The 12,988-nt window shown below is 70.3% G+C and carries 14 protein-coding genes; 1 reads left to right on the top strand and 13 read right to left on the bottom strand.

Annotated features, from left to right (window positions below):
• Positions 1-746 precede the first annotated feature (746 nt).
• The 13 genes from L3078_RS03825 to L3078_RS03765 form a co-directional block, all read right to left on the bottom strand.
• A complete protein-coding gene (locus tag L3078_RS03825; RefSeq protein ID WP_239750671.1) occupies positions 747-1,292 on the bottom strand; it encodes a hypothetical protein in 546 nt (181 codons plus the stop codon).
• Entirely contained in the window at positions 1,289-1,984 is a 696-nt protein-coding gene (locus L3078_RS03820; protein ID WP_239750670.1) for a hypothetical protein, read from the bottom strand. The genes L3078_RS03825 and L3078_RS03820 overlap by 4 nt, the downstream gene beginning before the upstream one ends.
• 65 nt (positions 1,985-2,049) lie before the next feature.
• Positions 2,050-2,733 carry a hypothetical protein gene (locus tag L3078_RS03815; RefSeq protein WP_239750669.1) on the bottom strand — a complete coding sequence of 228 codons (684 nt, stop codon included), beginning with the start codon at positions 2,731-2,733 and terminating at the stop codon, positions 2,050-2,052.
• Positions 2,675-3,100: a hypothetical protein gene (locus L3078_RS03810; RefSeq protein ID WP_239750668.1), complete on the bottom strand. Its 426-nt coding sequence runs from the start codon at positions 3,098-3,100 to the stop codon at positions 2,675-2,677. The genes L3078_RS03815 and L3078_RS03810 overlap by 59 nt, the downstream gene beginning before the upstream one ends.
• Positions 3,097-3,753, bottom strand: a complete 657-nt coding sequence (locus L3078_RS03805; protein WP_239750667.1) for a hypothetical protein — start codon at positions 3,751-3,753, stop codon at positions 3,097-3,099. Before L3078_RS03805 ends, L3078_RS03810 begins: the two co-directional genes overlap by 4 nt.
• Before the next feature lie 144 nt (positions 3,754-3,897).
• The gene (locus tag L3078_RS03800; RefSeq protein WP_239750666.1) at positions 3,898-4,290 is read right to left on the bottom strand and encodes a hypothetical protein; all 393 of its coding nucleotides are present in this window, start codon (positions 4,288-4,290) and stop codon (positions 3,898-3,900) included.
• A 61-nt stretch (positions 4,291-4,351) separates the two neighbouring features.
• Positions 4,352-5,866: a VirB4 family type IV secretion system protein gene (locus tag L3078_RS03795; RefSeq protein WP_239750664.1), complete on the bottom strand. Its 1,515-nt coding sequence runs from the start codon at positions 5,864-5,866 to the stop codon at positions 4,352-4,354.
• A gap of 28 nt (positions 5,867-5,894) precedes the next feature.
• Positions 5,895-6,353 carry a DUF6238 family protein gene (locus tag L3078_RS03790; protein ID WP_239750663.1) on the bottom strand — a complete coding sequence of 153 codons (459 nt, stop codon included), beginning with the start codon at positions 6,351-6,353 and terminating at the stop codon, positions 5,895-5,897.
• 65 nt (positions 6,354-6,418) lie between these two features.
• On the bottom strand, positions 6,419-7,891 hold the full coding sequence (locus L3078_RS03785; RefSeq protein WP_239750662.1) for an SCO6880 family protein: 1,473 nt from the start codon (positions 7,889-7,891) through the stop codon (positions 6,419-6,421).
• An 85-nt stretch (positions 7,892-7,976) separates the two neighbouring features.
• Positions 7,977-9,350 carry an SCO6881 family protein gene (locus tag L3078_RS03780; protein WP_239750661.1) on the bottom strand — a complete coding sequence of 458 codons (1,374 nt, stop codon included), beginning with the start codon at positions 9,348-9,350 and terminating at the stop codon, positions 7,977-7,979.
• A 41-nt stretch (positions 9,351-9,391) separates the two neighbouring features.
• The gene (locus tag L3078_RS03775) at positions 9,392-10,087 is read right to left on the bottom strand and encodes a hypothetical protein (protein WP_239750660.1); all 696 of its coding nucleotides are present in this window, start codon (positions 10,085-10,087) and stop codon (positions 9,392-9,394) included.
• The gene (locus L3078_RS03770) at positions 10,087-10,395 is read right to left on the bottom strand and encodes a DUF6112 family protein (RefSeq protein WP_239750659.1); all 309 of its coding nucleotides are present in this window, start codon (positions 10,393-10,395) and stop codon (positions 10,087-10,089) included. The genes L3078_RS03775 and L3078_RS03770 overlap by 1 nt, the downstream gene beginning before the upstream one ends.
• 129 nt (positions 10,396-10,524) lie before the next feature.
• On the bottom strand, positions 10,525-11,643 hold the full coding sequence (locus L3078_RS03765; protein ID WP_239750658.1) for a C40 family peptidase: 1,119 nt from the start codon (positions 11,641-11,643) through the stop codon (positions 10,525-10,527).
• Between the two features lie 514 nt (positions 11,644-12,157).
• On the opposite strand from L3078_RS03765, the gene L3078_RS03760 reads away from it, so the two are divergent.
• Positions 12,158-12,913, top strand: a complete 756-nt coding sequence (locus tag L3078_RS03760) for a DNA-methyltransferase (RefSeq protein ID WP_239750656.1) — start codon at positions 12,158-12,160, stop codon at positions 12,911-12,913.
• Positions 12,914-12,988 lie beyond the last annotated feature (75 nt).

Below are 12,988 nucleotides of genomic sequence, written 5' to 3'. Positions count from 1 at the left end.
TCGAGCGTGCTCTGGGTGAGGGAAGAGGGCATCAGATCACCTCGGTTGCTGCCGTTCTCGCCACGACGGGCGGGTCTGGGTGGCGGTGATGTGGGTGCTCTCGGGGTTGAGGCGGCAGAGGGTCTCCGCGGCAGAGGGTCGGTGACGTGGTCAGCGGCGGGGTGCGGTCCGCTGTGTGGCGGTGGTGGCGGGCTGTGGGGCGACGATGGCCCGGGACGGGCGGATGACGGGGATCGGGTGGCCGGGGCGCCAGCGGTAGGGGCGTTGCTGAACCGGGGCCGGTGGTCGGTGTCCCATGCGACGACGGGGCCGCGGTCTTCCGCGTGGAGGGAGGTGACCTCGATGCCGTGCGGGTGCAGGACGTAGCCCCAGTCCAGGTCTCCGCTGGACTGTTCGGTGAACGTGTGCGGTTCGGGGGCAACGACGTCGCCGACCGTGACGAGGAAGAGGTTGTCCTGTTTGCTGCTGGGCTGGTCGTCGTTGCCGACGAGTTTGGTCCGCAAGGGTGCGGGGCGTCGTCGAGGAGGTCGGTGCCCAGCTCCCACCAACCCTCGGGCGTCTCGTCGATCAGGTGCTGGCACAGGGCGTCGAGGTCGCCGTTGAATGGGGGAGACGGTCGCTGGGGTAGCCGTCCCACTGGACGCAGACTCCGGCGTATCCGGTGTCGGTGGGGCGGGCGATGACGGAACGGGTGGCCAGGAGTTTCTCCAAGAATGAATAGGTGGTGGGTGGTTGGGCGCGGTGGGTCAGGAGCGGCGGCGTACGGGGTGAACGCTGCTGATGTCAGCGGCCCGCTGGTGCTGCTCGCTGGCCGTCGGCGAGGGGGGAGGCTCCGACGGTTGTTGAGCGTCACCGGGCGGGCGGGTGAGGGCGTGGTGGGCCCGGCGGAGGCTGCGCAGCGCAGCGGCGTGGCCGAGGGCGATATTCAGACGGCTCTCGGCCCGGTCGGCGGCGCTGGGCTGGGAGGCGACCCGGTGGAGATCAGCGAGCCCAGTCACCACCGTGCTCAGGTGGGTGGCCGCTTGGTTGCTGTGGGCGAGGGCAGCATCCAGATGCACCAGATACGCGCGTCCGGGACCGGTGGTCGCGAGAGGGCTGTCGGCGGACTGCCGCAGGTCCGCGACCAGGCCGGTGGACAGGTTGTACACGGCGACCAGTTGCTCCAGCACCGGCATGAGCGCCGTCGGCGCGTTCCCGGCCCGCGGCGCAGCCAGCGCGGTGACGGTTTCGTTGATACGGCGCTGCCAAGTGGCCAGCCGGGCGTGGACGAAGGCGTCGTGGTTCTGGCTCACCGGCGGTGCCCCATGCGCGGGTCGGCCCGGGGAAGAGGCGGATGGGAGCGGGGGCCGTCAGGAAAGTGCACCGTGACGTGGAAGTCTCGATAACGCAGACGTTGCAGGCCCTGGACCAGCTGGCGGCGGGTCTCCTCGGGGGTGAGAGTGTCGGCGAGATGACATTCGCCGGTGGCCGGGTCGAGGAGGAACCCACCGTGCGCGAGCAGCTCGTTGAAGACCCCGATGTAGCCGGCGCGGATTCGCGGACGCCGCTGCGCGTCGAAGGCGACGTGGACCTGGAGTTTGCCGGGGCTGCTGCGCCGGATCGCGATGGCGGAGGCGAAGCGGTAGGCAAGGAGGAGCCGGCGGCGCACCTGGGCGGCGGCCCGGGCGGGGTCGGCGGGAACGGTGATGCCGCGGGGTGCGCGCAGGCCCTGTGCGTGCTGGTGGCTGGTGTTACCGGGCAGCATCGGCAGCACCAGGTACTCGTTCGGCCGGTGGGGGCGGGGCATGACGTACAGCTGAAGGCCCCAGTGGTGGGTGAGCACACAGCGGTGGACGTCGTCGGTGGAGAACGCGGCGTAGGGCAGGGGGCCGCTGTCCCAGATCCGGTTGCTGGCGGGATCGTCGGCCAGGGGCACCGAGGTGGGGGAGGGCTGCCAGCCGGGCAGCCGGTCGGCGAGCGCGTAGGCGAACTCGGTTATGTGCAACGGTGGTTCCTCACGGAACAGGCGCAGACGTCGATGAGGGCAGGGGTGCTTCGGGACGTCTGAGGTCAGCGGGTACGGGATGTGGAGGCCGAGGCGGCGGGCGCCGCGCGGACCGGGAACGTGTGCGGGGTAGTGCGGGTGTCGGCGGCGGTCCGCAGTTCCTTCGAGGCGCGGGTCAGATGGGCACGGACTTCGCCCACGCGGTCCGCGAGTGCCTGGTGCACGGCGATGCACGCCTGGTCGCGGGCTGGACCTCGGGGTTGGTGGGTGAGGTCGGCGAGGTGGCCGAGGTGGTGGACGGCGGCGCCGAGGGCGGCGAGTGCGGCACCGGTGGCCTCGGCGGCCGAGGCGAGCGCCAGCGCGGTGAGGCGGTTGGCGGTCGTGCCCCGGCTCGGGTAGCGGGACGTGGCCCGGTGACGGAAGGCGTGTTCCCCGGCTAGATAGCTGAACAGGCGGGCGAGGTGGAGGATTTCGTCGTCGAGGATCTCGCTCAGTGCCGGATCCGGGCCGATCTGGTCTGGTAGCGGGAGGTGGTCGGCGACGGTGTCGAGCCGGTCGGCGACGGAGTGCAGCAGCAGGCGCTGGTCAAGGTCGGACTCGGACAGCGGACAACTCCGAGGGCAGTCGGTCGACGCGAGCGGCAGCCAAGTCGGAAAGGTCGGGGCGTCGGAGCATGCTCTCCTGACAGGTTCAGCGGGTACGACCGGTGGACGGTCCGCTCTGCGGGTCCGGGAGGCCGGGTGAGCCATGGACGGCAGCGGTGTCGGCCACGGCTTTCCGTCGGCCGTGACGCTGGGGCGGGGCGAGGGCCTTGAGACGGTCGACCGCCACGTGCAGGTCTTCGCCGAGGGCGCGCAGTGTGGCGGTAGCGTCCTGGAAGTCGTAGGACAGGTCGGGCCCATCGTGGTGTTCGGACTCCTTGGCCTTTTCGGCTGCTGCCTCGAAGAACTCGGCGAGGCGTTCGAGGAGTCCGTCGGTGGGTTCCAGGACCTGGTCGACGAGCTGGGCGGCCTTCTCGAACGATGCGGTGGCGTTGAGCCGGTCGGTCAGGTCCAGGACGAGGCGGCCATATACGTAGTGGCCCGCCGGGTCGGAGGGGGTGCGGGGCTGGGTCATCTCAGAGCTCTCGGTGTCGTGGCGGGTGGTGGGGGTGGCAGGGGCCTGGCGGTGAGGGTGCCGACAAGGGAGGGCCGGCCGGTGAGCTCGTCGGGCCATCGCAGGAGCCGGGGCAGGTTCTTGTCGGGCCCGTACGCCAGAAACGTTCCGTCGGCGGTGTCGCAGCCGAACCACTCGGCGATCCCCAGGCGGATGCGGGAGTTGACGCGGCCCATGTGCACGGCCTTGCCACGCGCCTTCGCCTCACGGGCGAGCCTCTCCGCGACCGGGCCGAGCTTCCATTCGGTCGATCCGGCGAGGAACAGGACGTCGAAGGCGTCCCACGGCAGCAGTCCGGGTTCCTCGCAGCCGTCCTGCGCCGCGTACGCTGCGGGGATGCCCAGCTCACGGATGCGGGCCAGCCACGGCAGCGACTCCGTGAGGGTGCCGGCGGCGTCGAACGGCCGGTCCGGAGCGAGCGCCCACAAGCAGCGGTCGGGTCCGTACCGGTTGACGGTCCGGCTCAGCCAGTCGAACCATGCGTCGGCGCCGGGCCAGTAGCGGCCCTTGCCGTCGCTGCCGAACTTGGAGTTGTCACAGGCGTAGAGGGTGCCGTCGGGGATGCGGCTGCCTTGTGCCGGGGTGGTCATGCAGCCGAGGCGTCCGGCGCTCATGGCCGCCCGTATCTCAGGGCCCGAGGGAGTGCCGAGATACAGCACCGGGCACCTCCCGAGCGGACGGAATGTGAGTAGCGGCGCACTGGAGGCCCCCTCGGTGAGAGGCGGAGGACAGGCTCGATGGGTTCGTAATGGCTCGGGTCACCGGAGCTGCGGACGGGACGGACGGGTCGGCGTGACAGCGGGACCGGCGAGCCGTCCGGAGCCGGGTGGCTCGCTGCGCGAAGGGACGGGCAGATCATCAGGCTCGTAGCCGGGTAGGGCCCGTCCGTCCTGGGTGAAGTGCATTTCCACGTACTGCTCGTACAGGCCGTCGTCGGGGCAACTTCGGCGCCGGAAGACGCAGAGGGTCTCCCTCCAGGAACCGTCGGGGCCGTGACAGGTGGAGTGGAGGCGCAGCTCCCAGGGGTCTTGAGGGCCGGGGCAGTCCTCGTCACGAGGATGGTCCGGCAGCTTGGTGTGGGCGACCAGGACCTCGAAGCAGGCCAGGTCGGCGGGGGTGAGCGTGTGGTGCGCGAGGTAGGACAAGGACATGAGCGGCTGAGTCGATTCCGTCGGCGATCGGGGTCTCGGGATCGGGGAACTCCACCTGTTGTCAGTGCATGCGAGCGTCGGTGTCGAACAACGCCAGCTCATGGGGGTGGAGTTGATGTTGGACGATGAAAGATCGTCCGGCGACGCGCCAGAGTCCTCGTCCGCGGTTGAGCTGGGCGATGGCCTGGGTCTCGACCGAGGTCAGGCCCAGCAGAGCTGCTGCGGCGTGGAGTTGGTCTGTCTCCTGCCGGTAGATGATGCGGGTGGAGCAGTCCGCGAGGAGGCCCTCGGCGAGGGCGCGGCCCTGTGATCCGGCGTCTCCGGCGGTGAGCAGGTCGGACAGCCGGTGGATGACCATGAGGTTGGCGATCCCGAGTCCGCGGCTGAGTTTCCACTGGGACTGCATGCGTTGGAGAAGTCCGGGGTGGCGCATGAGCCGCCAGGCTTCGTCGTAGACGATCCAGCGGCGTCCGCCGTCGGGGTCGGTGAGGGCGGATTCCATCCAGGCTGAGGCGCAGGTCATGGCGAGGACGAGGGCGGTGTCGTCGCCGGAGCCGCCGAGCCGGGACAGGTCGATGGTGAGCATCGGGCTGCTGGGGTCGAATCCGACGGTGGAGGGCGCGTCGAACATGCCGGCCAAGTCGCCGTGGACGAGGCGGCGCATGGCGTGGGCCAAGTCGCGGGCGGCGTCGCCGAGTTGGCCCGAGACCATGCGGGCGGCTTCATCGAGCGCACCGGGGTCGTTGAGGATAGCGGCGACGTCGCCCAGCAGCGGGGTGCGACCGGTGGCGGCGGCGTGGGCGACGACGGTGTCCAGGGCGACGTCCAGGGCGGTGTGCTCCATGGGCATCAGGTCCCGGCCCAGAACGGTTCGGGCCAGGGAACCGAGCAGCATCAGGCGTCGTTTGCGGATCTCGCCGGCCCAGTCGGCCTCCGCCACGCTGTCCGGACGCGGGGCCGCGTCCAAGGGGTTCAGCCGTCCAGGCAGGCCGGGGCCGAGAGCGACGGACCGCCCGCCGAGGGCTTCCGCCACCGGCGTCCACTCGCCCTTCGGGTCGCACGGGACGTAGACCCGGTACCCGAAGGCCACCGAGCGCAGCGCGAAGGACTTGGCGAGGGCGCTCTTGCCCTGGCCGATCACTCCCGCGAGCAGCAGATTCGGGTTGGTGAACCCCTCGACCTTGCCGTACAGAGCGAAGGGGTCGAAGACGAACGATGCCTCGGCGTGGACATCGCGGCCGATGTAGATGCCCTCGGCGCCCAGTCCGCCCTCGGCGAGGAAGGGATAGGCGCCGGCCGCGACCGCGGTGGTCATGCGGTGGGCGGGCAGCCGCAGCCGGTTCCCGCGTGCGGAGGAGGGCCCGGGGCGTCCGTTCGGCGGGTAGAGGGCGGTCGGCTTCTCGTGCTCGGCAGCCGTGCCCACGATCTGCTGTGCGCCGGCTTCCTCGCGGGCCTTGGCGGTGGCCTCGGCGAGTCGGCGACGGGCGGCCCTGCGGCTGGCTCGGTCGGTGCCGTGGGGGGTGAAGAGCGTGGTGCTGGAGGCGCGGCGGGTATGGCGGGCGGGCCGGTGGCTCATCTGACGCCCTCGATTCTGCGGATGGTGCTCATCGCGCGCAGGTCGTGGTGTGCGGGCGGAGGTCGGCGGGGGTGGTCTTGCGGCGTACGGCATGCCCGGCGGCCAAGTGGCGCTGGCAGATCGTCAACACGGGCGGTCCCTCGGGCAGCCGCTCAGGATGGCAGGCGCTCGCCTCAGGTTCTGCTGTGTGGTTGGGCAGCAGGTGGAAGGCGGAGTGGACCTCGCTGGTGGCCTGCCAGAGGCGGGTGTGCGCGGTGGCGAGGTGCCGTCCGGCGGTGGGGTGCGGCGGACGGGTGTGCTCGCCGAGCCGGTCCAGGAGTTGGTGCAGGGCGGTGAGGTGATGGTGGAGCACGTCGAGGTGCGGGCGGTCCGCAGGCTGGGGTGGTGTCGCGTCCGGTGATGCCCAGGCACGCATGTGGTGGCGGACTCCGGCACTCGCGGCCCGGAGATAGGGGTGCGCGTCGTCTGGAGGTGTGCGAGAGGTCAAGGGTGGTGGTCCTTCCTGCCCGGGGAGGAGGAGTGGAAAGCGATGGACGGCGGGGGAGCGTCGGTCTACAGGGCGGTGCGGGCGAGGGGGAGCGCGGTGAGGGCGAAGGCGTCCGGCTGCTGGTAGTTGAGCCGCCGCAGGTCGACGCCGGAGGTGACGGCGTGGGTCTCGATCTGTGCGCAGGCGGCGTCCAGGAGGGCGTCGGTGTCGGCGGTGACGGTGATCAGGCCGGTCAGGGCGACGTCCGCGTGTCCGGCGATGAGCTGCCGTTCGCGCAGTTTGACGTCGGCGTACTCGACGGAGTCCTCTTCGGAATCGACCTGTCCGCGGCGGGCGCGCTCGTTGGCATCGGCGATGATCGCCGCCTTCGTCCGCCGGACGTCGCGCAGCGCGGATTCGAGGGCCTGCGGCACGTAGATGAGGGAGAGGCTGCGGCGGACGCCGGCCGTGAACATGATTCCGTGGAGGAACCCGGCCCCCATCTCGGTCCTGGGCCAGTTCTCCACCCAGTACGTGGTGTGCCGTGCGGAGTCGGTGGCGAGGCGGTCGTATTCCTCGACCTGGACGACGGGCCCGGCCGCGTGCGGGTCGGCTTCGGCGCGGCCGGTCTCGGACCACTGCTGGAGTGCGGGGAGCGCCTTCGGGTCGTAGGCGGTGCGGATGACGGCGGCGATCTCCTTCGCGGTCAGCCATCCGGTGACCATCAGTCCGGCGTTGCGGGCGGCCTGGGCGACGGACGCGGTGGTCTGCTGCATGACGGTGAAAGCGCCCGGCAGACCGCCACCAGCCTGGTTGATCAGCCGTCGGGCCGCCTTGAGATCGAGCGAGATGGCGAGGTAGGTCTCGTGCGGGGCGGCGGCGGGGCCGGCCGAGGCGACCAGTTCCGAGTAGATCTGCCCGGCGACCGGAGTCTGCGGCTGCCCGTTCTGCGACCAGTGGCGGGTGAGGGTGTCGCCGCCGTCGGGGACGGTACGTTCCAGTACCTGGACGGCCGCGATGTGCCCGGTGCGGGCGATACCCGCAAGAGCCCGTCCCCAGCCGGACACATTGTGGTTCTGGGCCGCGGGGTCGAGGAGGGCGAAGGCACGCGAGGTGACGCGGGCGACGGCGGTCAGCGTCTGCCGGTGCGGGTCGTGCACGGCCGCAGCGCCGTTGGCGGATTCGCCGGGGGTGACCACCTTGAGGGAAGCGGCGGTGCCGGGCAGGTGAAGGATGCCGTCCTGCCGGGGCCGGGTGACGGGCCGGGCGAGCCAGAGGGCCTGCCCGGTACGGCGGCGATGTGCGAAGCGGGTGACGATCGGCGCCCATTCGATGAGGGAGCGCCCGTGCCGTCGCAGTACGACGAGCGCACCGGATGCCGCCCACAGCGGGGCCAGGGCGACGGCGCCGAACAGTCTGGTGGAGATAACCGTCATCAGCAGCAGCGCCAACGTGCAGGACACGAGCACGAGTTGAGGCAGGGTGAGGCCGAGGAGGATGCCTCGGCGGGACCGGTGCGGAAACTTCACCGTGACCGGGGCGACAGAGAGATCAGTCAAAAGGAGCGGGTCCTGGAGGCGCGGGTGGAACCCGGGGGCGGGAGGCGGAGGGCACGTCCCGCCCCCGGGAGTCGGTCAGAGGAGGTCAGAGCCCAGTCGGAGACGGCGGTGAGCCGGCCGAGCTGGACGCGATGGTCTGCGAGCCGGGGGACGGCGGTGCGCCCTGCGGCGGCGGGGTCGTCGTCGGCGCATTGAGGTGCCATCCACCGCCCTGGCCAGCAGCGTCCGCACCGGATCCGCCGGGTGCCGGGCCGCCGCCCACTTGTCCGCTGGTGTCGTCGGACACGCTGATCGGCGCGGGCTGGACGGCTCTCTCCAGACCGGACTTGAGGTCATCGCCACCGGACGAGACTCCCGTGCCCCCGCTCTGCGAACCCTCCGTGCCCTCTCCGCCTCCGCCACTGGGGGTATTGGCGATGTCGCCGGGGAAACCGCCCCCGCCGGCCGGGTCGGGGCCCTGAGGTGCGGCGTCCGTTCCGGCGGCAGCGCCACCGGTTCCGGCGGTGGCCGCAGCGGCGGCGGCGTGGCGGGCGGCCTTGTCGGCGTGGGCCTTGGCGATCTGGGCTCCAGCGCCACCGGCACGGTGGATGGACTCGCTGTCGGTGCCGTCGGCCGCCCAGTGCACGAACTTGAAGACGGCATAGGGGCACATCAACACGAGCGCCATGATGACGATGCCGGCCATGACGTCGGCGAGGGCGGCGACCCCGTCCTTGGCCTCGGGGTCGCCCATCGCCGAGATACCGAGGACGAAGACCACGGTCATCAGGAGCTTGGAGACGACGAGGGTGGCGGTGGCCTCGATCCAACCCTTGCGCCAGCGCCGGGTGGCTTCCCAGCCTCCACCGGCCCCGGCGAACACGGCCAGGGTGACCATGACGAGGATGCCGACCTTGCGGACCATCATCACGCACCAGTACAGGACCGCGCCGAGTGCGGCGCCGATCCCGGCGAACACGGCGACCAGCCAGCCCATCGCTGACAGGCCCGGGATCGCGGCGACCTTGATCAGACGGCGTACGGCGGAGTCGAGGGACAAGTTCGCCGCCTTGAACAGTCCGGCGGACAGCGCGTCGACCACTTCGATGGCGATGGTAGTGAAGGAGATCGCACCGAACGCGAACAGCACGCCGGTGGCGGTGCCCGTGAAGGCCTGGGTGAGGGCCTGACCGTCGCGGCGGATCGCGGCGCGAACGAGCTGGGCGCAGAACGTGGCGACGAGGACGGTCAGCCCGATGGGCAGGAGCATCTCGTAGTTGTCGCGGAACCATGCGGCGTTCAGGTCGACCTTGGTGGTGGTGTCCACCGCCTCGGCGGCCAGATCGGCTGCGGCGGCGGCGAGTTCACCCGCGCTCTTGGCCATCCAATTACCGATCGCGGTACCCGGGTCGGAAACGAAGTCGACTGCTTCGCCGACAGAACAGAGCTTGCTCGCGACGGGGAGGTCACAGAAGCCCACAGCGTGTCACCCCTTTCCTTTCTTCTGAACTGGCTGGCGGGTCAGGGCACGACGCGGGGAGCGAGGGAGACCAGAGCACAGTCATGGTGCGGGCGGCACTGCACGGCAAGGGTGACCGACCGGTCCTCGGAACCGGCACCGCCGCCGCGCCAAACGATCCGCTGGCTGCCGGTGACCGTGACGGCGTAGATGTACGCCTCGGTGATCGCCGCCGGGTCGTCGGCCAGGGCCTGCTTGAACGCTGTTGGGTAGTGCGCCTCGTCCACGGTGGCGGTGGCGTATTGGTCCTGGTCGACCATCCGCGACCAGAGCACCGGATCCGGCACCTGCGCGGCGAGCGATGCCCAGTCCGCGTAGGCGCCCTCGGGCGTCAGCCACGCCCGCATCCCGGCGAGCTGCTGGCCACGGGTGGTGGAGCGCGTGTCGTACGACCACAGCATCACGGCGGCGGCCTGGGCGAAGGCGACCGGATCGGCCATGGAGGGCGGCTTCGCCACCGCACCGGCCCCAGCTGACGATTGCGGACCGACGGTCGGGGAGCCGTTGCCGCTCACGGCGGAGGGGGCGTGCGCCCGGCTGGTGCTGGTGCTGGTGCTGGTGCTGGTTCGTCCGGTGATCAGGGCGACGGTGGCGGCCACGGCGAGGAGGACGGCGAGGCCGAGGCCGATGGCGGCGACGCGTTGCCGGGTCGACCAGCCCAGGCCGTGGCCGGACAGGAAGGGGAGTCGTTTCGGCATCAGTGGACCTGGGATCCCAGGGCGGAGAAGAATTCGACGATGCCGTTGGCGGCGCCGAGACCGATGGCGGCACCGGCCGAAACGACGGCGCCCTTCTTGCCATTGGCCTCGGCCTGGTGACCGCCGGTGTGGTGGCCCCAGGCCCACACGCCGAGCGATACGGCCAGCGCGCCGACCACGGCGACGATCGCGAACAGGTTGATCGAGCTGACGACGTTCTTCAGCACGGACAGACCGGGCAGACCACCACCGGACGGAGTGATCCCGGGGTCGTAGGCCAGGTGCTGCACGGAGGAGAGCAGGTGCAAAGGGAAAGCTCCTTGCGCACGCCGGAACCGACGCGCGGGAAACAGAAGAACACGGGGAGGAAGCCGGCGGGGCCGCGGTGAGGAAGTGGCCGGTGCGGCAGCCCGCCCGGAGCAGTGCCGGGCGGGGAGTCACAGGACGCGTCGGACGGCGAGGATTGTCCAGTCCTTGACCGGAGTGATACGGATGGGCTTGGTGGTGCGGGGCGCTTCGATCACGAGACCCTCGCCCATGTACATGCCCACGTGCTCGGGCCGGGCGGCGCTTCCGCGGCTGAAGATCAGGTCACCGGGCTCAAGTTGGGCGGGCGAGACTGCCTTGCCCTCGTTGACCTGCGTGTACGTGGTGCGCGTAAGGGTGACACCGGCATGCGCGTACGCCTGCTGCATCAGACTGGAGCAGTCGCAACGGCCCATCGGGTCCGGGCCGTGCGGCGCTGTGCAGGTGCCGCCCCACTGGTAGAGAGTGCCGAGCTGGTGCATGGCCCACTCGATGGCCTTGCGCGCTTTCGGATCAGCGCCCTTGGGGATCGTGTAGCCCTTCGGGATGCTCCCCTCGGGGATGCGGCCGAAGCCGGAACCGTCCTGCCCCGGAGCACAGTCGCCAGTGCCGGCGGACGGCTGCCCGTCCTGGTCCGCGTCGTTGCCACTGCTGGGAAAGGTCTTGGCGATGGCCGTCTGCAGCGCGGTGGCAAGCTTCTCCCACTGCGCGTACGCGTCGGGAAAGGCAGACTTCTGCACTGCTTGGGCGGCCTGGGCGACGGTCATCTGCTGCCAGCCGTCCACTTTGAGCAAGTGCTTGTAGAACTGCTCGCTCGCGTAGACCGGATCGCGGATCTGCTCTGGTGTGCCCCAGCCCTGGGAGGGGCGCTGCTGGAACAGGCCGAGCGAGTCGCGGTCGCCGTGGTTGAGGTTGCGCAGTCGGCTCTCCTGCATCGCCGTGGCGAGCGCGACGATCTGTCCCTTCCTGGGGACGTCGAGGGAGAGGCCGGCGGCCACGATGGTCTGCGCGTGGGGGACTTGTTCGGCGGGCAGGTCCAGGCCCTCGATGCGGACGTTCTCGCCGGACGCACCGTCCAGGATCTTGGTGACCTGCTCTTCAACCTTGTCGGTGTCGAGGCCCGTCGGGCAACCGCTGGGGGAGCCGTTGCTCTGCACGGCCTCGGCGGAGGAGACCAGCATCATGCCGGTGCCGGCGATCAGGACGGGGGAGAGGAAGACGACGCCGATGCCGGCGGCAAGCCACTTCAACCGGAGCGGACCGTACGCCGTTCAGCGTTTTCGGGCAGGGGCGGGTAGCGAGATGTCACGAGCGTGTCCTTCGGGGTGCGGTGTCCGTCCTGCCGCGTGCGCGAAGTGGGGTGGAAGGGCGCGGCAGCCAGGTGGGTGATCGGGATGGGCCGGTACGGGGCGAGTTGCCGCTCGCTCCGCGTGGCGCGGTTCATGAACTCAGGTGTGCCGGGGCCAGGGGGTACCTCCGGGAGGCGCAGCGGGAGAGCAGCCAGCGGCGGTGTGCGCCGGGCGGTTCAAAAACAGTAGACGCGTATCGGCGGTTGACCAAAAAATCGGCGTGAGGTACCGGAATCCGGCACCTCACCCCAGCTTTTTGGTCATCGGCGGATTCACCTCTACAGTTTTTCGACTCCCCTCGCCTTCCTCGATCTGCGGACCCAGGGCTTCTGCATGCCCAATTCCGGCCCGCGAGGAATCCTGTGCGAGGCGGTTGGTTACCTTCGCACTCCCGTACCCGAATTGGGGTTCCTCTTTGCCGTTTTCCCTCCACCGGGGCGATGCCCTCAGCGTTCTCGCCGACCTTCCAAACGACTGCGTCGACTCCGTCATCACCGACCCGCCATACAACTCCGGCGGGCGGACCGCGAAGGAGCGCACTACCCGCTCCGCGAAGCAGAAGTACACCTCCACCGACGCCCAGCACGCCCTGCCCGACTTCACCGGCGAAAACATGGACCAGAGGTCGTACGGGTTCTGGCTGACGCAGATCATGACCGAAGCCCACCGCCTCACCCGCACCGGCGGCACCGCGCTGCTGTTCACCGACTGGCGTCAGCTTCCCGTCACCACCGACGCGATCCAGGCGGCCGGATGGTTGTGGCGTGGGGTGCTGGCCTGGCACAAGCCGCAGGCCAGGCCGCAGAAGGGCCGGTTCACCCAGAACTGTGAATTCATCGTCTGGGCGTCGAAGGGAGCGATCGACGGCTCCCGTAACCCGGTCTATCTGCCCGGCTTGTACTCGGCGTCGCAGCCCTCGGGGAAGAACCGGCAGCACATCACACAGAAGCCGGTCGACGTGATGCGCGAGTTGGTCAAGATCAGCCCCGAGGGCGGCACGGTCCTCGACTTCTGCGCCGGCTCCGGCTCCACGGGCGTCGCCGCTCTGCTGGAGGGCCGGGACTTCATCGGCGTGGAGAAGACCGAGCACTACGCGTCGATAGCCACTGACCGGCTCACCGAGACGATCCGCGCAAACCTCACGCAAGACGACGTGATTCTCGCCGGCTGAGCCGAGAGCGTACTACCCGTCAACGTGACGGGCACCCCCGGGCGCCAATCCGACGAAGCGGATCGGAGCGTGCTC

This window comes from Streptomyces deccanensis (assembly GCF_022385335.1).
Taxonomy (GTDB): Bacteria; Actinomycetota; Actinomycetes; order Streptomycetales; family Streptomycetaceae; genus Streptomyces; species Streptomyces deccanensis.
This window is presented reverse-complemented; position numbering and strand designations above follow the sequence as displayed.